This is a genomic window from Arthrobacter oryzae (assembly GCF_030718995.1).
Taxonomy (GTDB): domain Bacteria; phylum Actinomycetota; class Actinomycetes; order Actinomycetales; family Micrococcaceae; genus Arthrobacter; species Arthrobacter oryzae_C.
Genome location: NZ_CP132204.1, coordinates 3,986,460 through 4,012,961, shown reverse-complemented (window position 1 = coordinate 4,012,961; position 26,502 = coordinate 3,986,460). Strand labels below are relative to the sequence as shown.

Below are 26,502 nucleotides of genomic sequence, written 5' to 3'. Positions count from 1 at the left end.
GCGTTCCGCTTCAGGTCCTTACCCTAGCTAAGTTTCAATGATTTCGCCGGTCGTCATGTTGATGGCCGGCGATTCAGGGTCCGGGGATGCGGCGGCGTTACTGAAATGGCTGACGATGGCGTCCGCCAGCGAAGGCCCGATGCCCTTGGCGGTGGCAAGTTCCGCAGCGCTGGCTGTCCGGATGCTCTTGACCGAGCCGAACTGGGCGAGCAGGGCTTTGCGCTTGGCCTCTCCCAGGCCGGGAACACTGTCCAGGGCGGACACCGTCATGGCCTTGCCGCGCTTCTGGCGGTGGAAGGTAATAGCGAAACGGTGGGCTTCATCGCGGATCCGCTGAAGCAGGTAGAGGCCCTCGGAGGTCCGCGGCAGGATTACCGGGAAGTCGCTGTCCGGCAGCCATACCTCCTCAAGGCGCTTGGCAAGTCCAACCACGTAGACGTCGTCGATGCCGAGCTCCGCCAGGGCACGTGCCGCGGCGTTGACCTGGGGCTTGCCGCCGTCCACCACCACGAGGTTGGGCGGGTAGGCGAACTTGGCGCGCGGTGCGGGTGTGGTGGTGTCCTGCACGGAAGCGGTCGCCATGGCCTCCAGCGCTGCCTGGTGCCCGGGAAGCCTGGCGGCTTCGGCGTGGTCCGACTGCTCCTGGAGGTAGTTCCGGAAGCGGCGCGTGAGGACATCATGCATGGCCGCAGTGTCGTCCGCGGCTGCGGCGCCGGTGATCGAGAACTTGCGGTAGTCGGATTTCTTGGGAAGGCCGTCTTCCACCACCACCATGGACGCCACCACGTTGGTCCCCTGCACGTGCGAGATATCAAAGCATTCGATGCGGAGCAGCGCGACGGGCAGGTCCAGGGCCTCCTGGAGTTCCTGCAATGCCAGCGACCGGTTCGTCAGGTCTCCGGCGCGGCGTGACTTGTGCAGTTTCAGGGCGTGCTCGGCATTTTCCCGCACCGTGGACATGAGGGCTGCCTTGTCGCCGCGGCGCGGGACGCGGATGTCCACTTTTGCACCCCGCAGGCCGGCAAGCCACTGAGCGAGTTCGGCCGCGTTGCTCGGCTCTTCGGGAACCAGGACCTCCCGCGGCATCCGCCCCTGCGTTTCGCCTTCCTCGCCGTAGACCTGCTGGAGCAGGTGCTCCACCAGGTCCGGCGTGGTGGAGTCCTCGACTTTCTCCACTACCCAGCCGCGCTGGCCGCGGACGCGGCCGCCCCGGACATGGAACACCTGGACGGCTGCCTCCAGTTCGTCCTCATGCAGTGCGAAGATATCGGCGTCGGTGTCCTCCGACAGGACCACGGCGTTGCGTTCGAAAACCTTCCGGAGGGCAATGATGTCGTCGCGGACACGCGCGGCCCGCTCGTAGTCGAGTTCGGCGACCGCAGCGGCCATGTCCTTTTCCAGGCGTCCGATGAAGCGCTTGGCCTCACCGCCCATGAATGAGCAGAAGTCTTCCGCCAGTGCCCTGTGCTCCTCCGGCGTCACGCGGCCCACACACGGTGCTGAACATTTGTCGATGTAGCCGAGCAGGCACGGCCGGCCGCTGGCCTGCGCCCGCTTCAGGACGCCGGGACTGCAGCTGCGGACAGGAAAAACGCGCAGCAGCGTATCCATCGTTTCGCGGATGGCCCCTGCCGTGTACGGGCCGAAGTAGCGGGTGCCCTTGCGGCGTTCTCCGCGGAGCACCTGCACACGGGGCAGCTTCTCCCCCATGGTGACGGCGAGGTACGGGTAGGTCTTGTCGTCCCGGAAAACCACGTTGAACCGGGGCTTGAATTCCTTGATCCAGGTGTATTCCAGCTGGAGCGATTCCAGTTCACTTCCGACGACGGTCCACTCCACGCTGCTGGCCGCGTGGACCATCGCGTAGGTCTTGGGAAGCAGGCCGCCCGGATTGGCGAAGTATGAATTCAGGCGGGAGCGAAGGCTTTTGGCCTTGCCGACATAGATGACGCGGCCGTGCGGATCCCGGAAGCGGTACACGCCCGGGTTGGTTGGAATCTCACCCGTTTGGGGTCGGTAACTAGCTGGATTTGCCACGAATCAAGTCTACTGAGGATGCACGGGTGCCCCCGACGCTACTCCGCAACCTTGCTCTGGTTGTAACTGGTGGAGCGCTCCTGGCCGCTGAGCTCGGCGATGGCGTCCATTATGCGGTCGGTGACCTGGCGGCGTGCCGGCAGCGAGTGGTCGGGCCCGGTCTTTTCGAAGTACAGCGGCTCGCCGACCTTCATGGTGAAGTGCTGCGGCTTCACGCCGTTCTGGCCTGCCGGCTGGAGGTGCTCGGTTCCGATGAGGCCGACGGGAATGACGGGTGCACCCGTGGTCAGGGCGAGCCAGCCGACACCGGTGCGTCCGCGGTACAGGATGCCGTCCCGGGACCGGGTGCCCTCCGGGTAGATGCCGATGCCTTTTCCGGATTCGAGGATGTCCAGGAGGGTTTTGAGCGCCGCCACGCTGGCGGCCTGTTCGCCGCGTTCCACGGGAATGGAGCCGACGGATTCGAAGAAGGACTTCATGACCTTCCCCTTGACGCCTCCGGTGGTGAAGTATTCGGCCTTGGCGAAGAAGGCCACCGGCCGGGGCATGAGGGCCTGCACAATCACGCTGTCCAGAAAGGACAGGTGGTTCGGCGCGACAATAAAGGGCCCCTCCTTGGGAACGTTCTCCAGCCCGATGACGGTGGGCCGGCACGTTCCGGAGATCAGCGTGCGCGTGGTCCAGCGGATCGCATCAAACAACGCCATCGTTGTTCACCCCGCCCAGTGCTGCGGCACGCAGTGCGTCCATGCTGTTAACGGTGGCGGCGAGGTCGGTGGTGGAGTGCACGATCGCCACGGCGCCCGCCTCCTGCAGCTCACCGTCGGGCGCGAACCCCCAGCTCACGCCGATGCAGTCAAGGCCGTTGGCCAGGGCACCGGCGACGTCCTGCGCACGGTCGCCCACCATGACGGCGTGCTGTGTGCGGAGGTCGGACAGGGCTGCGGCAACAATCTCGGTTTTGCCGCGCGGGGCCGTGGCGTGGGCAGCTTCATCGGCTGCCGAACCGCGGATGAAATGGAACGAGGACGCGATGCCGTGGTGTTCAAGCACAATCCGTGCCAGACCTTCGGGCTTCTGCGTGGCCACTGCAATGGGACGGCCGGACGCGGCATATTCCTCGATGAGGCCGGGGATGCCCGGATACAGGCGGCTCTGCGCGATGCCGGTTTCCAGGTAGTAGGCCCGGTACAGGCGGATGACCTCGGCCAGCTGCTCCTGCGGAACCCCGGCGACGTTGAGGAGGGAGTCGCTGAGTTTCGGACCGATCATGGCGTCCAGTTGGGCCTGGGCGGGAACCCTGATGCCGAGTTGGGTAAGGGCCGCGGAGATTCCGCCCGTAATCCCGCCTGCCGGATCGACAAGAGTGCCGTCCAGGTCGAAGATCACGGGCACTGTTGAAAGGGTCACCGGGCTAGTTTCTCATGAGTGCGCGAATGGCTGAAACTCGCATTCCCCGGCGGGAATACTTCTACCCGCCGGATCAGCACGCTCCAGCCATTCGGCGCAGTGGCCGGCTAGCCCAGGATTTCAGCCAGGAACGAGGCCGTGTAGCTCGTGGTGGACTTTGCGACCTGTTCGGGGGTGCCGGTCGCGATGATCTGGCCACCGCCCGAGCCGCCGTCGGGTCCCAGGTCCACGATCCAGTCCGCACTCTTGATGACGTCGAGGTTGTGTTCGATGGTGATCACGGTATTGCCCTTGTCCACCAGCCCCTGGAGGACCATCAGCAGCTTGCGGATGTCCTCGAAGTGCAGCCCTGTGGTGGGCTCGTCCAGGACGTAGATGCTCCGGCCGTTGGAACGCTTCTGGAGTTCCGCAGCCAGCTTGACGCGCTGCGCTTCACCGCCGGACAGCGTAGTGGCCGGCTGTCCCAGCCGCACGTAACCGAGTCCGACGTCGACCAGCGTGCGGAGGTGCCGGGCGATCGGCGTGAAGGCGGCAAAGAATTCCGCGCCCTCCTCGATCGGCATGTCCAGGACGTCGGCGATGGTCTTGCCCTTGTAGTGGACTTCCAGGGTTTCCCGGTTGTACCGTGCGCCGTGGCAGACTTCGCACGGCACGTAGACGTCAGGCAGGAAGTTCATTTCGATCTTCAGCGTGCCGTCGCCGGAGCAGGCCTCGCAGCGGCCGCCCTTCACATTGAACGAGAACCGCCCGGGCTGGTAGCCGCGGACCTTGGCTTCCGTGGTCTCGGCGAAGAGCTTCCGGATGTTGTCGAACACACCCGTGTACGTGGCGGGGTTGGAACGCGGTGTCCGGCCGATGGGGCTCTGGTCGACGTGTACCACCTTGTCCAGGTGCTCAAGGCCCTGCACTGACTTGTGCCGTCCGGCCACCTGCTTGGCGCCGTTGAGCTTGTTGGCGAGCACCTTGTAAAGGATTTCGTTGACCAGGGTGGACTTGCCGGAGCCGCTCACCCCTGTCACGGCCGTCAACAGGCCCAGCGGGAACGCGGCATCCACGTTGACGAGGTTGTTCTCCCTGGCCCCGATGACTTTCAGCTCACGCTTCTTGTCGTATTTGCGCCGCTTCTTGGGAATGTCGATCTTCTTGCGGCCGGAGAGGTAGTCGCCGGTGAGCGATTCCGTGTTCTCCAGGAGTTCCTTGTACGAGCCGGAGTGCACCACCTGGCCGCCGTGTTCTCCGGCGCCGGGTCCGATGTCGACAACCCAGTCCGCTTCCTGGATGGTGTCTTCATCGTGCTCCACCACGATGAGGGTGTTGCCGAGGTCGCGCAGGCGGGTGAGGGTCTCGATCAGGCGGCGGTTGTCGCGCTGGTGCAGGCCGATGGACGGCTCGTCGAGGACGTAGAGAACGCCCACCAGGCCGGAACCGATCTGGGTTGCCAGGCGGATCCGCTGGGCCTCGCCGCCGGACAAGGTGCCGGAGGGGCGCTCCAGGTTCAGGTACTCGAGCCCCACGTCCAGGAGGAAGGTCAGGCGCGCCTGGATTTCCTTCAGGACCTGGTGCGCGATCTGGGCTTCGCGGCCGGTCAGCACCAGGGAGTCCAGGAAGTGCGCACATTCACGCATGGGCATGGCGGCGACCTCGGCAATGGATTTGCCGTTGATCAGCACCGAAAGCGAGGCCGGGTTCAGGCGGGCGCCGTTGCAGGCAGGGCAGGGGATCTGCCGCATGTACTCTTCGTACCGGTCCCGGGCGGAATCGGAATCCGTTTCCAGGTGTTTGCGGTGCACGTACTGGATGACACCCTCGAAGCCGGTGCTGTACTTGCGCTCCCGGCCGAAGCGGTTGCGGTACTGCACCACGACTTTGTGGTCCTTGCCGTGCAGGACGGTCTGCCGGATGTCCTCGGGGAGCTTCTGCCACGGCGTCTTCATGGAGAAGTCGAGCTCCTTGGCCAGCCCGGACAGCAGCCGGTTCCAGTACTCGCTGGTGGCCGTGCCCAGGGACCAGGGGGCGATGGCGCCCTCGCCCAGGGAAAGTTCGGCGTTCGGAATGATGAGTTCCTCATCAACTTCGAGCTTGGTGCCGATGCCGCTGCACGCCGAGCACGCACCGAAGGGATTGTTGAAGGAAAACGAGCGGGGTTCGATTTCGTCGATGGCGAGGGGGTGCTCGTTGGGGCAGGCGAGGTGCTCGGAGAACGCCCGGACCCGTTCCGGATCGTCTGCTTCGAGGTCCACGAATTCCGCCAGAACCCGGCCCTCGGCCAGACCCAGCGCGGTTTCCACGGAGTCGGTCAGGCGCTGGCGGATGCCGTCCTTGACCACTAGCCGGTCCACTACCACTTCGATGGTGTGCTTGAACTGCTTTCCCAGCTTGGGAGGGTCGCTGAGCTGGATCAGTTCGCTGTCCACCCGGGCCCGGGAGTAGCCCTTGGCCGTGAGTTCCTTGAACAGATCGACGAATTCGCCCTTCCGCCCGCGGACCACGGGTGCCAGCACCTGGAAGCGGGTGCCCTCGGGAAGTTCCAGCAACTGGTCGACGATCTGCTGCGGCGTCTGCTTGGCCACCTGCTCGCCGCAGATGGGGCAGTGCGGGCGCCCCACACGGGCCCAGAGCAGGCGCATGTAGTCGTAGATCTCGGTGATTGTGCCAACTGTGGAACGCGGGTTCTTGCTGGTGGATTTCTGGTCGATGGAGACCGCCGGGGACAGCCCTTCGATGAAGTCGACGTCCGGTTTGTCCACTTGCCCCAGGAACTGCCGGGCGTATGCGGAGAGCGACTCAACGTAGCGGCGCTGGCCCTCGGCGAAGATCGTGTCGAACGCCAGGGATGACTTGCCGGATCCGGACAGCCCGGTGAAAACGATCATCGAGTCCCGCGGCAGGTCCAGGTCCACGTTTCGCAGGTTGTGCTCGCGCGCCCCTTTCACCACGAGGCGGGAAAGGTCAGGACGCGCCGGTTTTCCTTGGTTTAGGGGTACGACGGCGGAGCGGGCATCAACGGCTGGTTCTTCAGCTACGGCTTTAGGCACCCACTAATGCTAATCGAAAACTTCTTCGAATTTCCATGCGGCCGCCTATTCGGCGTCGTAGGCCGCCGCCAACAGCTGGACCGCCTCGGCGAAGCTGGCGCCCTGGGCCTTGGCCGCGGTAGCGAATTCTGCCGCCGCCGCACTCAGCGAGGACCAGGCTTCGTCCCTGGCGCAGACGATGGTTCCGTGTCTGCCGCGGGTTGCAACGACTCCTGCCGCTTCCAGTTCCTTATATGCGCGGGCCACGGTGTGCGGAGCCACGCCCAGGGCGGTGGCCAGGCTGCGAACCGCCGGCAGGCGGGTGCCTGGGGCAAGGACGCCGCTGTCCGCCCGCTCGATGATGTTCAGGCGCAACTGTTCGAAGAGCGGCACGGAACTGCCTTGGTTCGGCTTCCAGGTCCCGGGAAATTCGTTCACACCGCTCACAGCCCGGACTCCCCTGCGCGCAAGGCCTCTTCCTTGCCGGCGAACTGGGCATCGCAGAGCCTGCTGTAGTGCCCGTTGGCTGCGAGCAGCTGGTGGTGGTTCCCTTGTTCAACGATTCGTCCGTGGTCCATGACCAGAATTAGATCAGCGTCCCGCACGGTGGACAAACGGTGGGCAATCACAAAGCTGGTCCGGCCCTGCCTCAGCTGCAGCATCGCGCGCCGGATCTGCACCTCAGTGCGCGTGTCCACCGAACTCGTCGCCTCGTCCAGAACCAGGATGCTGCGGCCGGCCAGCTGTGCCCTGGCGATGGTGATCAGTTGGCGCTGGCCGTGGCTTAGGCTGTCGCCGTCGTTGCCCAACACTGTCGCGTAGCCGTCCGGCAGGGCCCTGACAAAGTGGTCCACCAACGTGGCTTCGGCCGCGGCCTGGATGTCCGCGTCACTCGCACCGGGGCGGCCGTATTCAATGTTCTCCCTGATGGTGCCGGTGAACACCCAGGCGTCCTGCAGCACCATCCCGATCATGGACCGGAGCTCATCCCGCGAGCATTCCGTTATGTCCACCCCGTCGATGGTGATCCGGCCGGAATCCAGCTCGTAGAACCTCATCAGCAGGTTCACCATGGTGGTTTTGCCTGCACCGGTGTGGCCCACGATGGCGACGGTCCGGCCCGGCTCGGCGGTGAAGGACAGTTCATGGACCACGGGTGCTTCACTGCTGTAACCGAAGGTGACGGCGTCGAACACCACGCGGCCGCCGGCAACCCCGACTCGGGTGATTCCGGTTTGGTCGATTTCGGTTCCTGGATTGAGGGCGCCTGACGGCTCCCCAGGCACCGGCTCCCCCTGCACCGGGTCCCCCTGCACCGACTCCCCCGGAACCGGGTCCGCCTGCCCGGGTGCCACCCTCTCCGGCGGAATTTCGGTCGCGTCGAGCAGTGCGAACACGCGCTCGGCTGAGGCGATGCAGGACTGGATCAGCGTCACCGTGCCGCCGATCTGGCTGATGGGCTGGCTGAAGAGCCGGCTGAACTGGATGAAGGCCTGGACTCCGCCGATGGTCATCGCGCCGGCCGTGACCTGCAGGGCCCCGACCACGGCCACGGCAAGGTAATTGAGGTTGGAGACGAACACCAGCAGGGGCTGGACGGCCCCGGAGACGTATTGTGCGCGGGCGCTGGTCCGGAACAGCCTGTCATTGCTGTTGGTGAAGGTCTCGGTGGCCATCCCCTGCCGGCCGAAAGCCTTGAGCACCTCGTGGCCGGTGATGTACTCCTCCAGGTGCGCGTTGAGTTCGCCCGTGGTGCTCCACTGTTTGGAGAAATGCGCCTGGGACTTCCGCGCCACGAGGACCGTGACGAGCGCGGAAAACGGCACAGTCACCAGCGCAATGACCGCCAGCAACGGTGACAGCCAGAGCATCATCGACAGTGCGCCGAACAGCATCAGCACGGACAGGATCAGCTGGTTCAGCAGCTGGTTCAGGGCCTGCGAAATGTTGTCTACGTCGTTGGTGGCCCTGCTGAGGACATCGCCGCGGCGCTGCTCGTCGAAATGCGCAGACGGGAGGCGCGGCAGTTTGTCCTCCACGGCGGCCCGCAACCGGTAGCTCACCCGCTGCACCGCCGTCGCGGTGACGGCGCCCTGCACCCAGCTAAAAACAGACGCCCCGAGGTACATCACTGCCACGATCAGCAGCAGGGAGGCCAGCTCCTGTTCGCTGAAGGTGCCTCCAAAGACCCCGTCGACGACGACGTCCGTGGCGTCACCCAGCAATTTGGGCGCTGTCACGTTGAGGGCCACAAACGCGCACGTGGCCGCCACGGCGGCGAGCATCCGCCATTTGACCGGCCCCAGAAGTCCCAGGAGGCGCCGGCCGGTGGCCCAGGCACCGGCGACAGGTCCGCCGCCGGCGACCGCCGCCGTCGTGCTTTCGGTCATAGACTGCCTCCCAGCGCAAGCTGTGAGGCGGCGATTTCCTGGTACACCGTCGAGGTGCGCATGAGTTCCGCGTGCGTCCCCTGGGCAACGAGCCTGCCCTGGTCCAGCACCAGGATGAGGCCCGCATCAAGGATGGTGGCGATGCGCTCGGCCACGATGATCACCGTGGATCGGCGCGTGAGCGGGGCGAGCGCCTGGCGGAGGCGGGCGTCCGTGGCATAGTCCAGCGCCGAGAGGCTGTCGTCGAACAGGTACACCGGAGCGTCGCGCAGCAGAGCCCGGGCTATGCACAGGCGCTGGCGCTGTCCGCCGGACAGGTTGGTACCGCCCTGGCCGACGGCGCTGTTGAGTCCCTGCGGCAGTTCCCGGACAAAGTCCTCCGCCTGGGCGGTACGCAGCGCGCGGAAGAGGTCCTCGTCGCTGGCATGGGGGGCGGCTATCCTCAGGTTCTCGGCCACGGTGCCGGCAAAGAGATAGGCACGCTGGGGCACCAGCGACAGGCTGTCCCGCAGGAAATGAAGCGGAAGCGAGCGGACGTTATGCCCGCCGATCATGACGTCCCCTGCGGTGGCGTCCAGGAACCGGGGCAACAGGTTGATCAGTGTTGACTTTCCGCTGCCGGTGGAACCGATGATGGCGGTGATGGTGCCCGGCGAAGCCGTAAAGCTGATGCGGTCCAGCACCGGCGCCTCAGCTCCGGGATAGGAAAAAGTGACGTCCCGGAATTCCACCGTGCCGCCGGGTGCGCGCCGCCCGTGGGGCAGCCCCGAACGGGAAACCGGCGGATCCGCGATGGCCGGGCGGGTCTCCAGCACGGCCCGGATCCGTTCCGCGCAGGCGGCGGCCCTGGGAGCGGTCGTCAGAACGTACATCGCCATCATGATGGCGATGAGGATCTGCAGGATGTAGGCAATGAACGCCGTGAGTGCGCCGATCTGCATTTCCCCGGCCTGGATCCTGTGGCCGCCGAACCACACCACGCCCACGGACGACAGGTTAACCACGATCATGATCAGCGGCAGCATTCCTGCCACCAGCAGCGCCGACTGCAGGTTGTTCCGGGTCAGGTCACGGTTGACGACGGCGAACCGGCGCGCCTCGTGTGCCTGGCGGACAAAGGCGCGAATGACGTTGGCGCCGATGATCTGCTCCCGCAACACGCTGGTGATGCGGTCGACGAGGACCTGCCCTTCGCGGTACAGGGGCACCAGCCGGCGGACGATCACGTACATAATGAGCGCCAGCACCGGCACGATGGCCACCACGATGCCGGAAAGGGCCACGTCCTGGTTCAGGGCCAGCACAACACCGCCGATCCCCATCGCAGGCGCCGCCACCAGCATGGTGAAAACCAGCACGGCCAGCGCCTGGATCTGCTGCACATCGTTGGTGGCACGTGTGACCAGGCTTGGCACACCAAACATCGCCACTTCCTGGGAGGACAGCGTCTGGACTTTCGCGAAAAGCTCCAGGCGCAGTTGGCGGCCGAGCTTCATGGCCACATTGGCGCTGAGGTATCCCGCGGCCAGCGCAGCAGTTACCTGGACAGCGGCAATTGCAGCCATCCAGCCGCCCAGCCGAAGAATGAGGTCTGTATTACCCTTGACGATTCCGTCGTCGACCACCGAGGCATTGAGCGTGGGCAGCAGGAGATTGGCCGTTGTCTGGACGAGCTGAAGCACCACGATGGCCAGCACCGCCGGTTTGTGCGTGGCGAGCAGCCGCAGCATCAGGCCCCGGAGCACCGCACCTCCCCCCGCAGTGACGGCATTCTCAGGCCCGTTTCCGAGCGACTGCGAAGGTCCTCCGGAACGGAAAGATGGTGCCGTGGGCGGTGGCAGGGTAGGCGTCCCTGAGCAGCGCCGAATATTCGGCTTCGAATTCCGCAGCCTCTTCCGGCGCCAGCGCCGCAAGCACCGGACGCAGCCCTGCTCCCCTGACCCACTCGAGCACCGGGTCCGGCCCCTGAAGCACCTGCTGGTAGGTGGTTTCCCAGGCGTCGGCGTCGCAGCCGGCGTCCAGCATGATGTTCAGATATTCGGCGGGCTCGGCGACAGCGTCATCGTGGCGCAGCACGCCGTCGAGCGCTTCCTTCCAGCGGCCGGACTCGGCAAGCTGCCTCATCAGCGCATGGGAGGGAGAACCGAAATTGCCGGGAACCTGCATGGCGAACCAGCCGCCCGGCCTGAGTGCCTCCAGCCAGCCGGCCAGCAGCCCGGTGTGCCCGGGGACCCACTGGAGGGCCGCATTGGTCACCACCACATCCGTCAGGTCCGACGGCATCCATTCGGTAATGTTCCGGAGCGCAAAGGAAAGGTTCGCGTACTGCGCCGTATGGTCTTCAGCCTGGCGCAGCATTTCGGCGGACGAGTCGATGCCGACAACCTCGGCAGCGGGCCAGCGTTCGGCCAGCGTGGCTGTCAGGTTGCCGGGCCCGCAACCGAGGTCCACCACGTGGCGCGGATTGTCAGCATGGACGCGCGCCGTGAGGTCAAAGTACGGCCTGTCGCGGTGGTTCCCGAACTCCACGTACTTCGCAGGATCCCATTTCAAAGACGCCCTCCAATGGCTCGTGCTCTTGCCGTCAGGCCGAGCCTAGCCCCGGCCGGCCCCGCGACCAAGGAAGAACCACCCATTGGCGGCGGGCACTAAGCTTGAAAGCAATGAAACTCGTTGAGCAGCTCCCTGTCCCGGCCGAACGCACCTCCAGCGGGACGGCCCACGATCCGGACGAGCTGTACACCCGCTTCGTCGAGTGGACCGAAAGCCGGGGGCTGTCACTCTACGCTGCGCAGGACGAAGCCATCATGGAGCTGGCGTCCGGCGACAACGTCATTTTGGCTACTCCGACAGGCTCCGGCAAGTCCCTGGTGGCAATCGCCGCGCACTTCCAGGCGATGGCCCGGGGAGATCGCAGCTATTACACGGCGCCCATCAAGGCACTCGTGTCGGAAAAGTTCTTCGCCCTGTGCGAAATCTTCGGCGCCGAAAACGTGGGGATGATTACCGGTGATTCAGGCGTCAACCAGGACGCGCCGATCATCTGCTGCACTGCAGAAATCCTCGCCAACATCGCCCTGCGCGAGGGGGCCGGTGCGGATCTGGGCGCGGTGATCATGGATGAGTTCCATTTCTACTCCGACCCGCAGCGCGGCTGGGCCTGGCAGGTGCCGCTTCTGGAGCTGCCGCAGGCCCAGTTCCTGCTGATGTCCGCAACGCTGGGCGATGTCAGCCGCTTCGAGGCCGGCCTCACCGAGCTGACGGGGCGCCCGACGACGACTGTCAGTTCCGCTGAACGTCCGATTCCGCTGCACTACTACTACGAGCAGACGCCGGTCCACGAGACCCTTGAAGAGCTGCTCTCCACCAGGCAGGTCCCGGTGTACGTGGTCCACTTCAGCCAGCTGGAGGCGATCGACCGCGCCCAGAACCTGATGAGCATCAACGTCTGCACGCGTGAGGAGAAGGACAAGATCGCCGAGCTGATTGCGGGCTTCCGCTTCGCGGCCGGGTTCGGCAAGACCCTCAACCGGCTGGTCCGCCACGGCATCGGCGTCCACCACGCGGGCATGCTCCCGAAGTACCGCCGGCTGGTGGAGCAGCTGGCCCAGGCCGGCCTGCTCAAGGTCATCTGCGGCACCGACACGCTGGGCGTGGGCATCAACGTGCCCATCCGCACGGTCCTGCTCACCGCCCTCAGCAAGTACGACGGCGTCCGCACCCGGCTGCTGAACTCCCGCGAGTTCCACCAAATCGCAGGCCGCGCCGGACGGGCCGGCTACGACACCGCCGGCACCGTGGTGGTGCAGGCCCCGGAGCATGTGATCGAGAACGTCAAGGCGATGGCCAAGGCCACTGCAAAGTTCGGGGACGACCAGAAGAAGCTCCGCCAGGTGGTCAAGCGGAAGCCGCCGGAGGGCTTCGTGTCCTGGGGTGAACCCACCTACAACCGCCTGGTTTCCTCGGTGCCGGATCCGCTGACGTCAAGCTTCACCGTGACCCACGCCATGCTGATGAACCTGATGGAACGGCCCGGCGACCCGTTCAAGGCCGCCCGGCGGCTGCTCACGGAAAACCATGAACCACGCAGCTCACAGCTGCAGCTGATGAAAAAGGCGCTGGGCATCTACCGGGAACTGTTGGCCGCAGGAGTGGTGGAACGGATCCCGGCCGGGGAACAGGGACCCGACGGCAGGACCGTCCGGCTCACGGTCCACCTGCAGGCCAACTTCGCGCTGAACCAGCCGCTCTCGCCGTTTGCGCTGGCGGCACTGGAACTCCTTGATCCGGAGTCGCCGTCGTACGCCCTTGACGTGGTGTCCGTCATCGAATCCACGCTGGAAAAGCCCCGGCAGATCCTCTCGGCCCAGCAGAAAAAGGCCCGCGGGGAAGCCATCGCTGCGATGAAGGCAGACGGCATCGAGTACGACCAGCGGATGGCCATGCTGGAAGACGTCACCTATCCCCAGCCGCTCGCGGAAATCCTGGGCGAAGCGTTCGACGTCTACCGCAAGGCAGCGCCGTGGGTGGGCGACTTCGAACTCGCTCCCAAGTCCGTGGTCCGTGACATGTATGAGCGGGCCATGAACTTCGGCGAATTCGTCCAGTTCTATGGCCTGGCCCGTTCCGAAGGCATCGTGCTGCGGTACCTGGCCGACGGCTTCAAGGCGCTGCGCCAGACGGTCCCGCAGGATGCCCTGCGGGAAGACCTCGAGGACCTCATTGCCTGGCTCGGTGAGCTGGTCCGGCAGGTGGACTCAAGCTTGTTGGACGAGTGGGAGGAGCTCACCTCCGGCGCCGCCCCGACACCGCACGACGCTCCCCCGCCTCCGCCGCCGTCGCTGACCTCCAACATCAGGGCGTTCCGGGTGATGGTCCGGAACGAAATGTTCCGGCGCGTGGAACTCTTCGCCGATGAGGCTGCCACGGAACTCGGCGAGCTCGACGGCGGCACCGGCTGGGATGCCGACCGCTGGGAGGACGTCCTGGACGACTACTTCGACGAACACAACGACATCGGAACCGGTCCGGACGCCCGCGGACCGGGCCTGCTCATCATCACCGAGGAACCTGGTATGTGGAAGGTCCGGCAGATTTTTGCCGACCCTGCCGGAAACCACGACTGGGGGATCTCTGCGGAGGTGGACCTGGCGGCGTCGGATGAGACCGGCACCGCTGTGGTGCGGGTGACCGACGTCAACAGGCTTTGACCGGGGCTCCGGCCATCAACCCAGGGCGGCACGGACTGTGTCCGCCCACAGCCGCTGCCCTGCTGGATTCGGATGGACGTCGTCCGCCAGCAGGCCAGGCAGGCCTCCACGTGCCCGGAACGCTTCGTTGACGTCGATCACGGGGTAGCCCGCCCCCGGCGCCCAGCCCCGAAGCGCGGACACACTGCCCGCCGTTTGCTCCTGCCACATTCCCAACGAAGGGTTCTGCAGGACGATTGCTGCCGGAACCGGCGCGGCCCACTTGGCGTCAGAAGCCGCCAGAAGCTCCGCGGCCCCCTCGTCAGCCCGGTCCGGGTACGGGTTGTGCCCGAAATTGAGCACCGTGAACGAAGGCCGCGAGGGCTGGATCCGGTGCAGGTGTTCGAGCGGATAGCCGTAGGAGGCGCCTGCCCGGGAACCGTTCCAGACAGTGATGGATCGATCAGGACCCGGGTACACCGTGGGATGCGCATCCCAGTTGCCTGCGGCCGCGTCCCAGAAGTGGAGGGTAACGGTTCCGCGTGCCGCCAGGTCCCGGGCCCACAAGTCGACCCATTCGCCCGGTTCATCCCCGGTGGAGTCCCCCAGGACGCTGATGGTCAGCGCCCCGGGACCGCTGACCAGCGCCCGGAGGTCGGTGAGGGGCACGGCCCCCGCCGGAGCGGATGCTGGCGACGGCACGGCCCCCGCCGGAGCGGATGCTGGTGATACCGGATCCGGACGCGGGCCGGTCCATTGAAAAAGCGCCCCGCCGGCAAGCGCGGCACCTCCCACTACCAGCACCACGATGAGCAGGAGTTTCGCCGGGGTGCGCACTCCGTTCTGGCCGTTCATAGCTCACCGCCGGTGGGTAGTAGTGTGGGCGCCGGTTGCCTCCCCCCGCATCGAGCGGCAGGGCGGCAGGATTCAGTAGAGTGGACATCAAGCCCGAGCTTCAAAACACACCCTCCAGCAGGGAGAGACGAGAACCCCATCATGAGTGTAATCCGGCCAGCCACCGTAGACGACGTCCCCGTCATCCTGCAGATGATCCACGACCTGGCCGTCTACGAAAAGGAACCCCACGCCGTCCGGAACACACCGGAAATGCTCACCGCGGTACTTTTCGGCGATCATCCGCGGGTGTATGCCGCCATGGCGGAGAACGAATCCGGTGACGTCCAGGGCTTTGCGCTCTGGTTCCTGAACTATTCCACGTGGGAAGGCGTCCACGGCATCTACCTCGAGGACCTCTACGTGGCTCCGGAGGCACGGGGCGAGGGCCACGGCAAGGCACTGCTGCAGCACCTGGCCGCCACCGCCGTCGAACACGGTTATGCGCGCGTCGAGTGGAGCGTCCTCGACTGGAATGAACCGTCCATCAACTTCTACAAGAAGCTGGGCGCGTTCCCCATGGAGGAGTGGTCCACGTTCCGGCTGACCGGGGAAGCCCTTGAGTCCTTCGGCACCGCCCGTCAGGCGCAGGTCCTTGGCTGATCTTCCGATGACCGGACTGGCCGCCGTGGGAATGCTGGAGGCCGCGGCCGCCGGCACCACCGCGCCGGCCGTCCCGCATACCGTCAGGGCGCGGCACGAATACCGCCGGATGCGCACGGCTGAGCACTTTTTCGAGGTGCCGCTGGACCACTTCGGTGGCGGCTCGGGCGCCGGGGAGACGATCACCGTCTTTGCCCGTGAATACGTCTCGGCCGACCACAGCGAGGAGGAAGCCGCGGAGCTTCCGTGGCTGCTCTACCTGCAGGGCGGCCCCGGAGGCCGCGGCAACCGGCTTCCCTCGCTCGGCGGCTGGAGCAAGGCGGCGGCGAAGGACTTCCGCATCCTCATGCTGGACCAGCGCGGGACCGGGCTGTCCACGCCGATCGACCGCAACACGCTCCCTCTGCGCGGGAATGATGCGGACCAGCTGGAGTACCTGACGCACTTCCGCGCGGACTCGATTGTGGCTGATGCCGAAGCGATCCGGCATGCCCTCGGGTCCGCCCCGTGGACCATCTACGGCCAAAGCTACGGCGGCTTCTGCGCGCTCAGCTACCTCTCCTTCGCCCCGGAGGGTCTGCGCGAGGCGCTCATCACCGGCGGACTCGCGCCGCTCCGCGGTCCTGCGGACAGGGTGTACCAGGCTACCTACCGCCGGGTCGCCGCCCGCAACGCGGAATACTTCGCCGCCTATCCCGAGGACCGCGCCGCCGTGAGCCGGATTGCACGGCACCTTCGTGACACGGAGGAGTACCTGCCCGACGGCGGGCGGCTCACCGTGGAGCGCTTCCAGATGGTTGGGTCGTTCCTCGGCGGCAATACGCGCGTGGACACCCTGCACCACCTGCTTGAGGACGCCTTTGTGGCGACGCCCGACGGGGAGCGCCTCTCGGACGCCTTCCTGGAACAGGTCCGTGGACTTGTCACGCGTGCCGGGAACCCGCTGTATGCCCTCATGCATGAATCGATCTATGGCCAGGGCGAGGCGACGGACTGGGCAGCGCTGCGGGTGCTCCAGGACTTCCCGGAGTTCCGTCCGGAGGCCGCCGAGCCGTTACTGACCGGCGAAATGGTCTACCCCTGGTATTTTGAACAGGATCCGGCCTTGCGTCCGCTGGGGAACGTTGCGCAGCTGCTGGCGGAGAAGCCTAATTGGAAGCCGCTGTATAACCCGGACCGGCTGGCTGCGAACACGGTTCCCGTTGCCGCCGCGGTGTACAGCGAGGATATCTACGTTGACCGGGACCTCTCGCTCGAAACGGCCTCGGCGGTGCGCGGGCTCCAGGTGTGGGAGACAGCGGACTTCCACCACGACGGCATTGCGGACGACGGCGAAGGCATCTTCGGCCGCCTGCTGGGAATGGTGCGCTCAGTCCGCAAGTGAGCGGCCCCGGGCGGTTCGGGACATCCTGCCCGTAAGGCCTCCTGCCCGCCCGGGCAGGAGCGCGACGACGGCTGCCGCAAGGACAGCTCCGGCAACCAGTCCTCCCGCCAGGTTGAGGCCCGGGTAGCCCGCCCAGCTGAGGATGACGCCGGAGATGGCGCCGCCCACCGCGCCGGCTGCTCCCATCAGCATGTCCGACACGCCCTGCACCACCACACGGTCTTCCTGGCGGACGCTTTCAGCCAGGAGCGTTGATCCTGCGATCGTTGCTGCAGACCACCCGAGTCCGAGGAGAACCAGCCCGACGGCGACTCCGGCAGTGGAGCTCTGTCCCAGGCCGGCGACGGACACTGCCGCGAGCAGCAGGACGAACCCGAGGAGGATCGTCTGCTTCCGGCCTGCCGTGTCCGTCAGCCACCCCAACACGGGCGACAACGCGAACATCCCGGCAATGTGCAGCGAGATGGTGAAGCCAATGATCACCAGGACGTCCCCGGAGGCCGCGTGCCCCGCATGGGTGGCGGTGCCGGGGCCGGCCACCAGTTCCTGAAGGTGCAGCGGCGTCACGGACATCACGCCCACCATGACAGCATGGGCACCCACGACGGCGGACAGCGCCAGGACGGCGGCCGGCGAGCTGCGGGCCGCCCGCAATCCCCGGCCAAGGGCCCGCCCGCGTGGCACGGCCGGCTGAAGGCCGGCGGCCGGCTGGCTCCCGGCTGCCGCGAGTTGCCGCGCGAACAGCAGCGGGTCCGGGCGGAGCCCTGCAAGGAGCAGGGCGCAGGCCAGCATGAGCCCGGCGGCGGAAATGATGAAGGGGCCCGCGATGGGCGGCAGCCCCACTGCCTGGCCCACCACCGCGCCGGGCTGGATGAGGTTGGGTCCTGCAACGGCGCCGATGGTGATCGCCCAGACGACGGCGGACAGGGCGCGCCCGCGGTGTTCGTCATCGGCGAGGTCCACGGCGGCGAAGCGCGACTGCAGGCTTGACGCGGTGCCGACCCCCACGCCGGCCGTGCCCAGGAGCAGTAAGGCAAAAGTTCCTGAGACCACGGAACCGACGATGCACACCATACCGGCGAGGGCTGCCGCGAGACCCGTCACCAGGCCGGCACGGCGGCCGCGGCGTTCGGCCAGCGACGCCAGCGGCAGCGCCGACAGCGCGGCGGCGAGTGTCATCACCGTGGCGACGGACCCTGCCCAGACGCTGGATCCGGAAAGGTCCACTGCCAGCAGCGAGCCGATGGCAACGGTGGCACCCGTGCCGATTCCGCTCAGGAGCTGCGCCGACCCCAGGAGGATGACGGTGCGCCGCTGGACGGTATGGCGTTGCAGGAGAAGCCGCTGCGCGTGGCTAACGCCGGGCTCCGCCCCGGAAGTGTCTGCCATCTTCAGAGCATAGCCCCGGGCCGCCCGGGCAAACAGGGCCGCCGGACCGAGGAAGGCCTTCCCATGCAGACAACCCCGGCCACTGGAGGTGACCGGGGTTGTCTGGTGTGTTCGAAGCGGTGCGGAACCTTTACTCGGCGTCGCTCATGCTCTTGCGGGCGTCCTCTTCGAGACGGGCGTCCACCTTCGCCTGGGCAGCCTTGGAACTGACCAGGCTGGCGATCACGGCAACAATGATGGTGCCGACGATGACCGCCAAGGAGACGAACGTGGGGATCTCGGGAGCCCACTCGATGTGCTGGCCGCCGTTGATGAACGGCAGTTCGTTGACGTGCATTGCGTGGAGGACCAGCTTGACGCCAATGAACGCCAGGATGAACGACAGCGCGTGCTTCAGGTAGATCAGGCGGTTCATCAGGCCGCCGAGCAGGAAGTACAGCTGGCGCAGGCCCATGAGGGCGAAGAGGTTTGCGGTGAAGACGATGAACGGGCTCTGGGTCAGGCCGAAGATCGCCGGAATGGAGTCAACGGCGAAGAGCAGGTCGGTCAGGCCGATGGTGACGAAGACGATCAGCATCGGGGTGAAGACCTTCTTGCCGTCAACCGTGGTGCGCAGCTTGCCGCCGTCGAACTTCTCCGACATCGGAATCACCTTGCGGAGCCTTGCGATCAGCGGGTTTTCCTTGTCCTCTTCGTCTTCGCCCTCGTCCTGGGCCTGCTTCCAGGCGGTCCAGAGCAGGAAGGCACCGAAGATGTAGAAGACCCAGCTGAACTGCTCGATCACGATGGCGCCCAAGAGGATGAAGATGCCGCGCAGGACCAGCGCGATGATGATGCCCACCATCAGCACTTCCTGCTGGTACTTACGGGGCACGGAGAAGCGCGCCATGATGATGATGAAGACAAAGAGGTTGTCGATGCTGAGGCTGTATTCCGTCACCCAGCCGGCAACGAATTGCCCGCCGTACTCCGGGCCTGTGAAGGCAAACATGGCGCCCGCAAAGACCAGGGCGAGCGTCACGTAGAACGCCACCCAGAGGCCGGCTTCCTTCATGGAAGGTTCGTGGGGACGCCGAACAACCAGCAACAGGTCGATCAGGAGGATAAGGCCGAGGGCGACGAGTGAGCCGACCTCGAACCAGACGGGTAGTTCGAGCACAGGGATGCCTTTCGCAGGGTACAAAGATGCGGTGTAAGTCTCTCCGACTTGCCTGCGCACTTAGTGCTGAAACGGCAGCCCGCTACGCCCGGCAGGGCATCTATGCCGTGCGTGTTGACGATCGTAGCGCTTGGGATACTCCCCTACGTGACAACAACTTTACCCTAGGCGTGGCCGGCGGCCTGCATCTGCCGCAGTTCCTTCTTCAATTCGCCCACTTCATCGCGCAGCCGCGCAGCAAGTTCGAACTGCAGTTCACCGGCCGCGGCGTGCATCTGTTCCGTCAGCTGCTCGATCAGGCCCACAAGGTCCTCCGCCGGTGCGGCCGCCAGGCCGTCCTGGCGCACGGTGGTCGCGCCTTTGCCCTTGCCCCGGGTTTTCCCGGCGGTGGCGAGCAGTTCGCGGGTGTCCGCGTCCTCCTTGGCCAGCTGGTCGGTGATGTCGGCGATCTTTTTCCGCAGCGGCTGCGGGTCGATGCCGTTTTCGGTGTTGTAGGCCACCTGGATGGCGCGGCGGCGGTTGGTCTCGTCGATGGCGTGCGCCATGGAGTCGGTGATGCGGTCGGCGTACATGTGCACCTGCCCGGACACGTTACGGGCGGCGCGGCCAATGGTCTGGATCAGCGAGGTGGACGATCGCAGGAAGCCTTCCTTGTCCGCGTCCAGAATGCTCACCAGCGAAACCTCCGGAAGGTCGAGGCCTTCCCGGAGCAGGTTGATGCCCACGAGGACATCGAAGACACCCATCCGGAGTTCCCGCAGCAGTTCCACCCGGCGGAGCGTGTCCACGTCGGAGTGCAGGTATTCGACCTTCACGCCGTGGCCCAGCAGGTAGTCGGTGAGGTCCTCGGCCATGCGCTTGGTGAGCGTGGTGACCAGGACACGTTCGTTCTTCGCGGTGCGGGTCTTGATCTCGCCCAGCAGGTCGTCGATCTGGCCCTTCGTGGGCTTGACCACCACCTCGGGGTCGATCAGGCCCGTGGGCCGGATGATTTGCTGCACGAAGCCGTCAGACTTGCCGAGTTCGTACTTGCCGGGGGTGGCGGACAGGTACACGGTCTGGCCTATGCGCTCCTGGAACTCGTCCCACTTTAGCGGCCGGTTGTCCATTGCCGAAGGCAGGCGGAAGCCGAAGTCCACCAGGTTCCGCTTGCGGGACATGTCGCCCTCGTACATGGCGCCAATCTGGGGCACCGTCACATGGGACTCATCGATCACCAGCAGGAAGTCGTCCGGGAAGTAGTCGAGGAGGCAGTGCGGCGCAGTTCCGCGTGCCCGCCCGTCGATGTGCGAGGAGTAGTTCTCGATGCCGTTGCAGAAGCCCATCTGCTGCATCATCTCAAGGTCGTAGGTGGTGCGCATGCGGAGCCGCTGGGCTTCCACCAGCTTGTTCTGGCTTTCCAGCACCTGCAGCCGCTCGGCGAGTTCATCCTCGATCCGCTTGATGGCCCGGGCCATGCGTTCCGGCCCTGCGACGTAGTGCGAGGCCGGGAAGACGTACATCTCCTCTTCGTCCCGGATCACCTCGCCGGTCAGGGGGTGGAGGGTGTGGATGTTCTCGATCTCGTCACCGAAGAACTCGATCCGGATGGCCAGTTCCTCGTACATCGGAATGATTTCCACGGTGTCGCCGCGCACCCGGAACGTGCCGCGGTGGAAGTCCATGTCGTTGCGGGTGTACTGCATGGAGACGAATTTCCGGAGCAGGTCGTCACGGTTCATCTCCGCCCCCTTGCGGAGCGTCACCATGCCCGCGATGTACTCTTCCGGCGTGCCCAGGCCGTAGATGCAGGAAACGGTGGCCACCACAATCACGTCCCGCCGGGTCAGCAGGGCATTGGTAGCGGAGTGGCGGAGGCGTTCGACTTCCTCGTTGACGGATGAGTCCTTCTCGATGAAGGTGTCCGTCTGCGCCACATAGGCTTCCGGCTGGTAGTAGTCGTAGTAGGACACGAAGTACTCGACGGCGTTGTTCGGGAGCAGTTCGCGGAATTCGTTGGCCAGCTGCGCGGCGAGGGTCTTGTTCTGCACCATCACCAGGGTGGGACGCTGGACCTGCTCAATGAGCCAGGCCGTCGTCGCGCTCTTACCTGTACCGGTGGCGCCGAGCAGCACCACGTCCTTTTCGCCGTTCTTGATGCGTTCGGTCAGTTCCGCGATGGCGGCCGGCTGGTCGCCTGCCGGCTTGAACTCACTGATGACCTCGAACGGAGCCACGACGCGGTTGATTTGCTGGGCAAGACTCATGAATCTAATCTACCGCCGGGCTCTGACATCGTGCCCCCGATTCAGCTTTGGGCGGTACTCCCGGCATCACTGCCTGCCGGGCCGGCTGTGATGCCGGGAGTACCGGTGGCGTCCGGACCGGCTCCGTACGACGGCGGCTGCCAGCCGGTGCGCTGCACCCACGCGTCCATCCGGCCGGCGGCATGCTCCGAGAACCACGCTTCCTTGTCCGCTGCATAGCCCGCCGTCGACTTGTCCACGCTGTGGAGGGCGGCAACCCTCCGTTTCTCGGCCAGGTAGTCGCGGCTGGCCGCAGCATCGTCACGGAGCCAGTCCCGGAAACACAGGGCAAAACGCCAGCCGGGCGATCCCGCGGGCCGGACGTGGAGGTTGACCGGCCGGCCGGGGTCGGCATTGCCGTGCAGGCGCTTGGCCCAGTCCGCCGGGTCAGGGTGCGACGGCTTGGGGCTGTCAGCAAACACCCCGGGCCAGAGGGGGAAGCCCGCCGCGGCAAGCAGCGGCGCGATCCGGTCCGCCGTCGCCAGGTCCGCAACGGTCAACTGGAGGTCAATGATGTCCTTGGCATCAAGCCCGGGCACGGCAGTGGATCCGATATGGTCCACCGCCAGGATGTCCGCCGGAGCGGCAGCCTCCAGCCTGGCAGCCAGGCGGGCCGCCTGGGTTTCCCACGTCGGATCGGACGGGGCAAGTACAGGCCCGCCCGCCCGCGGCGCCGGACGCTGCTTGCTGATGTTGTCCGCAAAAGGGGCCAGCCGGCGGAACCACAGCCGGTCAACAGCGGCCCTGAGCTCATCAATGCTTCCGGAGTTGTCCAGGACCACGTCCGCAGCGGCCAGGCGGATGTCCCTGGCGGCCTGCGCCGCCATCCTGGACCTCGCCTGTTCCGCTGTCATCTTCCGTTGTTCCACCATGCGCTGCACCCGCACCTCATCCGGTGCATCCACCACCAGCACCAGATGGAAATTACTGCCCTGGCCCGTTTCCACCAGCAACGGAATGTCCTGTACGACGACGGCGGCGGCGGCGGGGGCGGCATCGATCATCGCGGCGGCCCGCTCCCGGACGAGGGGATGGATGATGGCGTTGAGCACCGCGAGCCGGTCAGGGTCGCCGAACACCACCGCGCCGAGCCGTGCCCGGTCCAGCCCGCCGTCGGGACCCAGCATGTCCTCCCCGAAGGCTTCCACGACGCGGGCAAGCCCTGGCGTCCCTGGTTCCACCACGTCACGCGCCAGGGCGTCGGCGTCGACCAGCACGGCCCCCAGCTCCCGCAAACGCGACGCGACAACTGACTTCCCCGAGGCGATGCCGCCCGTCAACCCGATTTTCAGCACCCCACCAGACTAAACTGAACCGGTGGTGGAAAAGGCGGATCGCGGCGAGAGCAGGGCCACGGCCTACACCACCCTTGCGGCGGGGCCCGACTTCCGCCACGAACTGGAGATCAAGCGGTCGAGGTTCATCACCGTGATCCGGCGTACCGGGGACGAAGACGGCGCAAGGGCCCTGGTGGCAGGATTGCGCAAGGAATTCCATGACGCCCGGCACCACTGCTCAGCGTTCGTGCTGGGCCCGGACCGGGACATCCAGCGTTCCAGCGACGACGGCGAACCGTCCGGAACCGCAGGCATCCCCATGCTCGAGGCCCTCCTCCGGCGGGAGGCAGTGCCCGGGGTGACGGACCTCAGCGACGTCAGTGCCGTCGTCGTGCGCTATTTTGGCGGGATCCTGCTGGGTGCAGGCGGCCTGGTGCGGGCCTATTCCGAGTCGGTGTCCTCCGCGCTGGACCTGGCGCCGCTGGTCCGGCGCAGCCGGCTGCGGATCTGCTCGGTGGAGGTTCCGCATGCGGCCGCCGGACGGCTGGAGAACGACCTCCGCGCAGCCGGCTACGTGATGGCGGAAACCAGCTATGGCGCCAGGGACACTGTCCTCCGGGTAGCCCTGGCCGACCAGCCCGACGAACTGGAGCGGGCCGCCGAACGCCTGGCGTCGATGACAGCAGGCAGCGCAGTCCTGCGGCCGGAAGAAACGGAATGGATCGATGTCCCCTTCTGAGCCGTCGCCGCATTCTGAACAAGCGCTGCCCCTCGCCGGCAGTGTGGAGCTGCTCGACGTCACCGAGCAAGTCCTCGAGGCGCTGCTGGGCCTCGCCCTCACCGATGCCGCGGCCGACGAGGTCACTCCCCCGCTGGGCGCTACACCCGGCTGGAACGAGGAGCGGATCAGCTGGTTCCGCGACTACCACCGCGCCGCGGCGGCCGGCCTCGACAGTCCGGCTAGCCAGAAATCCTGGGCTGTCAGTTTTGGCGGCCGGGTGGCCGGCTCGATCCGGCTCAAGCGCGCCGGAACCACGCCGTCGGGGATGGCGTCGCTCGAAACCGGGATGTGGCTGGGCCGCAGCTTCCGTGGCCAGGGCATCGGCCGTGAGGCGTTGAGGCTCGTCCACGCCGTGGCCCGAGGCACCGGCGCTTCCGTGCTGCAGGCCGAAACGAGCGCCGGGAACACGGCGGCACAGGCACTCCTGCGTTCGGCGGGCGCCGAGCTGGCCGGGGATGGTTTGAGCCCAACGGTGACGGCGCGGATCAACCTTCGCTGACCTGTGCCGGCAGGAGGACCTTTCCAGGCGGCGCGCATCAACCCCCTCGCCATGCGGCCGGGTCCGGTGGTTGGATGAATGGACAGTGTCCAGCTGAGTTTGAGGAGGCCCGCGGTGGAAGATCCCTTCGACCTTGAACGGTTTGTGCACGCCCAGGACGCTGGCGGGACATACCAGCGGGCCCTTCAGGAGCTTCGTGACGGGGAGAAGCAGAGCCACTGGATGTGGTTCATCTTCCCGCAGATCGCCGGCCTCGGGCAGAGCCCCACGTCCCGGAAATATGCCATCACGTCGCTGGCGGAGGCGGAGGCCTATCTGGCGCACCCTGCGCTTGGGCCGCGGCTCCTGGAATGCGCCCGGGCTGTTGCCGCCCATACCGGCCTGAGCGCCGTCCGGATCTTCGGCGGGATCGATGCCCGGAAGCTCCAGTCCTGCATGACGCTGTTCCTGCGCGCCGCTCCGCACGAGCCCGTGTTCCAGGAAGTTCTCGACCAGTACTTCGACGGAAGCGCGGACCCTGCGACCGACCGGTTGCTGCGGTAAGGAACGTTGCTGGCGTAAACAAAAAGGTGGCCGCCCCCTTTCGGGGGACGGCCACCTTCAGCTAGCTAACTGCCTGGGTCCCAAGGAATCACGTCCTCAGGGAACCGGGAAATTAGTTGCCGGTCAGCTTCTCGCGCAGTGCTGCAAGAGCCTCGTCCGAAGCAAGCGTGCCTGCACCGGTCTCGGCTGCAGCCGGCTCGGAGGAGTAGCTGGTGGTGCCGGAATCGCTGTCACCGGACGTTGCAGCTGCAGCGTCGTCGGCAGCGTGCTGGGCAACCTGCTTCTTGTGTGCTTCCCAGCGGGTCTGGGCGTCAGCGTACTGCTGCTCCCAGGCGGCGCGCTGGTTTTCGTAGCCCTCGAGCCATTCGTTGGACTCGGGGTCGAAGCCCTCGGGGTACTTGTAGTTGCCCTCTTCGTCGTACTCTGCGGCCATGCCGTACAGAGCGGGATCGAATTCGGTGGATTCGGCGTCGACACCCTCGTTGGCCTGCTTGAGGGACAGCGAGATGCGGCGGCGTTCCAGGTCGATGTCGATGACCTTGACGAACAGTTCGTCGCCAACGGAGACAACCTGCTCGGCCAGCTCCACGTGGCGGACAGCCAGCTCGGAGATGTGGACCAGGCCCTCGATGCCGTCTTCGACGCGAACGAACGCACCGAACGGAACCAGCTTGGTGACCTTACCCGGGACAACCTGGCCCAGGGCGTGGGTGCGGGCGAAGGTCTGCCACGGATCTTCCTGCGTAGCCTTGAGCGACAGGGAAACACGCTCGCGGTCCAGGTCGACTTCGAGAACCTCGACCGTGACTTCCTGGCCAACTTCGACAACCTCGGACGGGTGGTCGATGTGCTTCCAGGACAGCTCGGAAACGTGAACCAGGCCGTCTACGCCGCCCAGGTCCACGAATGCACCGAAGTTGACGATGGAGGAAACGACGCCGGGACGGACCTGGCCCTTTTCCAGCTTGTTGAGGAACGTGGAGCGGACCTCGGACTGGGTCTGCTCGAGCCATGCACGGCGGGAAAGCACAACGTTGTTGCGGTTCTTGTCCAGCTCGATGATCTTGGCTTCGATCTGCTGACCGATGTACGGAGCAAGGTCGCGCACACGGCGCATCTCGACGAGGGATGCGGGCAGGAAGCCGCGCAGACCGATGTCGAGGATAAGACCACCCTTGACAACCTCGATGACGGTACCGGTGACGACACCGTCTTCTTCCTTGACCTTCTCGATGTCGCCCCAGGCGCGCTCGTACTGAGCACGCTTCTTGGAGAGGATCAGGCGGCCTTCTTTGTCTTCCTTGGTGAGCACCAGGGCTTCGACCTGATCGCCAACGGAGACGACGTCTCCGGGATCAACGTCGTGCTTGATGGAAAGCTCGCGGGAGGGGATGACACCTTCGGTCTTGTAACCGATGTCGAGCAGAACTTCGTCGCGGTCGACCTTGACGACGGTACCTTCGACGAGATCTCCGTCGTTGAAGTACTTGATGGTGGCGTCGACTGCTGCGAGGAAGTCCTCAGCGGTACCGATGTCGTTAATCGCGACTACGGGGGTACCGGGCTTCTCGGTGGAGGTGATGGTCATGTAGTAGGGGCTCCGTTGTGGATAGTTAGTCGGTCAGGCGGACCGCCGCCCACCCGTATT

The 26,502-nt window shown here is 65.9% G+C and carries 20 protein-coding genes; 6 read left to right on the top strand and 14 right to left on the bottom strand.

Features of this window, described 5'->3' with window-relative positions:
• Positions 1-27: 27 nt before the first annotated feature.
• From uvrC to Q8Z05_RS18335, 8 genes are all read right to left on the bottom strand, one after another.
• A complete protein-coding gene (gene uvrC, locus Q8Z05_RS18370; RefSeq protein ID WP_305940994.1) occupies positions 28-2,037 on the bottom strand; it encodes an excinuclease ABC subunit UvrC in 2,010 nt (669 codons plus the stop codon).
• Positions 2,038-2,075: 38 nt separating this feature from the next.
• Positions 2,076-2,744, bottom strand: a complete 669-nt coding sequence (locus Q8Z05_RS18365; protein WP_305940993.1) for a lysophospholipid acyltransferase family protein — start codon at positions 2,742-2,744, stop codon at positions 2,076-2,078.
• Positions 2,731-3,447 (bottom strand): HAD hydrolase-like protein, encoded by a 717-nt coding sequence (locus tag Q8Z05_RS18360; protein WP_305940992.1) that lies wholly within the window; start codon positions 3,445-3,447, stop codon positions 2,731-2,733. Before Q8Z05_RS18360 ends, Q8Z05_RS18365 begins: the two co-directional genes overlap by 14 nt.
• A gap of 107 nt (positions 3,448-3,554) precedes the next feature.
• Positions 3,555-6,482: an excinuclease ABC subunit UvrA gene (uvrA, locus tag Q8Z05_RS18355; RefSeq protein WP_305940991.1), complete on the bottom strand. Its 2,928-nt coding sequence runs from the start codon at positions 6,480-6,482 to the stop codon at positions 3,555-3,557.
• A gap of 45 nt (positions 6,483-6,527) precedes the next feature.
• Positions 6,528-6,908 (bottom strand): GntR family transcriptional regulator, encoded by a 381-nt coding sequence (locus tag Q8Z05_RS18350; RefSeq protein ID WP_305940990.1) that lies wholly within the window; start codon positions 6,906-6,908, stop codon positions 6,528-6,530.
• Entirely contained in the window at positions 6,905-8,851 is a 1,947-nt protein-coding gene (locus Q8Z05_RS18345; RefSeq protein ID WP_305940989.1) for an ABC transporter ATP-binding protein, read from the bottom strand. The genes Q8Z05_RS18350 and Q8Z05_RS18345 overlap by 4 nt, the downstream gene beginning before the upstream one ends.
• Positions 8,848-10,581: an ABC transporter ATP-binding protein gene (locus Q8Z05_RS18340; RefSeq protein WP_305943623.1), complete on the bottom strand. Its 1,734-nt coding sequence runs from the start codon at positions 10,579-10,581 to the stop codon at positions 8,848-8,850. Before Q8Z05_RS18340 ends, Q8Z05_RS18345 begins: the two co-directional genes overlap by 4 nt.
• Before the next feature lie 43 nt (positions 10,582-10,624).
• Positions 10,625-11,404: a trans-aconitate 2-methyltransferase gene (locus Q8Z05_RS18335; protein WP_305940988.1), complete on the bottom strand. Its 780-nt coding sequence runs from the start codon at positions 11,402-11,404 to the stop codon at positions 10,625-10,627.
• Between the two features lie 110 nt (positions 11,405-11,514).
• Here Q8Z05_RS18335 and Q8Z05_RS18330 point away from each other — a divergent pair, with 110 nt between their 5' ends.
• Positions 11,515-14,061 carry a DEAD/DEAH box helicase gene (locus Q8Z05_RS18330; RefSeq protein ID WP_305940987.1) on the top strand — a complete coding sequence of 849 codons (2,547 nt, stop codon included), beginning with the start codon at positions 11,515-11,517 and terminating at the stop codon, positions 14,059-14,061.
• A gap of 15 nt (positions 14,062-14,076) precedes the next feature.
• On the opposite strand, the gene Q8Z05_RS18325 is transcribed toward Q8Z05_RS18330, so the two are convergent.
• Positions 14,077-14,895 carry an SGNH/GDSL hydrolase family protein gene (locus Q8Z05_RS18325; protein WP_305940986.1) on the bottom strand — a complete coding sequence of 273 codons (819 nt, stop codon included), beginning with the start codon at positions 14,893-14,895 and terminating at the stop codon, positions 14,077-14,079.
• 141 nt (positions 14,896-15,036) lie between these two features.
• Between Q8Z05_RS18325 and Q8Z05_RS18320 the strand changes: the two genes are divergently transcribed.
• Both Q8Z05_RS18320 and Q8Z05_RS18315 read left to right on the top strand, forming a co-directional pair.
• Positions 15,037-15,537, top strand: a complete 501-nt coding sequence (locus Q8Z05_RS18320; protein WP_305940985.1) for a GNAT family N-acetyltransferase — start codon at positions 15,037-15,039, stop codon at positions 15,535-15,537.
• A gap of 31 nt (positions 15,538-15,568) precedes the next feature.
• On the top strand, positions 15,569-16,921 hold the full coding sequence (locus Q8Z05_RS18315; protein ID WP_305943622.1) for an alpha/beta fold hydrolase: 1,353 nt from the start codon (positions 15,569-15,571) through the stop codon (positions 16,919-16,921).
• On the opposite strand, the gene Q8Z05_RS18310 is transcribed toward Q8Z05_RS18315, so the two are convergent.
• The 4 genes from Q8Z05_RS18310 to coaE all read right to left on the bottom strand — a co-directional run bounded on the left by Q8Z05_RS18310 (position 16,907) and on the right by coaE (position 23,049).
• Positions 16,907-18,310: an MFS transporter gene (locus Q8Z05_RS18310; protein WP_305940984.1), complete on the bottom strand. Its 1,404-nt coding sequence runs from the start codon at positions 18,308-18,310 to the stop codon at positions 16,907-16,909. The two genes, Q8Z05_RS18315 and Q8Z05_RS18310, sit on opposite strands and share 15 nt — an antisense overlap.
• Positions 18,311-18,440: 130 nt before the next feature.
• A complete protein-coding gene (locus Q8Z05_RS18305) occupies positions 18,441-19,469 on the bottom strand; it encodes a TerC family protein (protein ID WP_305940983.1) in 1,029 nt (342 codons plus the stop codon).
• A gap of 164 nt (positions 19,470-19,633) precedes the next feature.
• Positions 19,634-21,715 (bottom strand): excinuclease ABC subunit UvrB, encoded by a 2,082-nt coding sequence (gene uvrB, locus Q8Z05_RS18300; RefSeq protein WP_305940982.1) that lies wholly within the window; start codon positions 21,713-21,715, stop codon positions 19,634-19,636.
• Between the two features lie 41 nt (positions 21,716-21,756).
• Complete coding sequence (coaE, locus tag Q8Z05_RS18295; RefSeq protein WP_305940981.1) at positions 21,757-23,049, bottom strand: dephospho-CoA kinase; 1,293 nt, start codon at positions 23,047-23,049, stop codon at positions 21,757-21,759.
• A 22-nt stretch (positions 23,050-23,071) separates the two neighbouring features.
• Between coaE and Q8Z05_RS18290 the strand changes: the two genes are divergently transcribed.
• The 3 genes from Q8Z05_RS18290 (at position 23,072) to Q8Z05_RS18280 (ending at position 24,854) form a co-directional block, all read left to right on the top strand.
• Positions 23,072-23,770 carry an IMPACT family protein gene (locus Q8Z05_RS18290; protein WP_305940980.1) on the top strand — a complete coding sequence of 233 codons (699 nt, stop codon included), beginning with the start codon at positions 23,072-23,074 and terminating at the stop codon, positions 23,768-23,770.
• Positions 23,757-24,311: a GNAT family N-acetyltransferase gene (locus Q8Z05_RS18285; protein ID WP_305940979.1), complete on the top strand. Its 555-nt coding sequence runs from the start codon at positions 23,757-23,759 to the stop codon at positions 24,309-24,311. The genes Q8Z05_RS18290 and Q8Z05_RS18285 overlap by 14 nt, the downstream gene beginning before the upstream one ends.
• A gap of 114 nt (positions 24,312-24,425) precedes the next feature.
• On the top strand, positions 24,426-24,854 hold the full coding sequence (locus tag Q8Z05_RS18280; protein ID WP_305940978.1) for a DUF1810 domain-containing protein: 429 nt from the start codon (positions 24,426-24,428) through the stop codon (positions 24,852-24,854).
• Between the two features lie 112 nt (positions 24,855-24,966).
• On the opposite strand, the gene rpsA is transcribed toward Q8Z05_RS18280, so the two are convergent.
• Positions 24,967-26,442, bottom strand: coding sequence for a 30S ribosomal protein S1 (gene rpsA / locus Q8Z05_RS18275; protein WP_305940977.1), 1,476 nt, complete (start codon positions 26,440-26,442; stop codon positions 24,967-24,969).
• Positions 26,443-26,502: the final 60 nt, after the last annotated feature.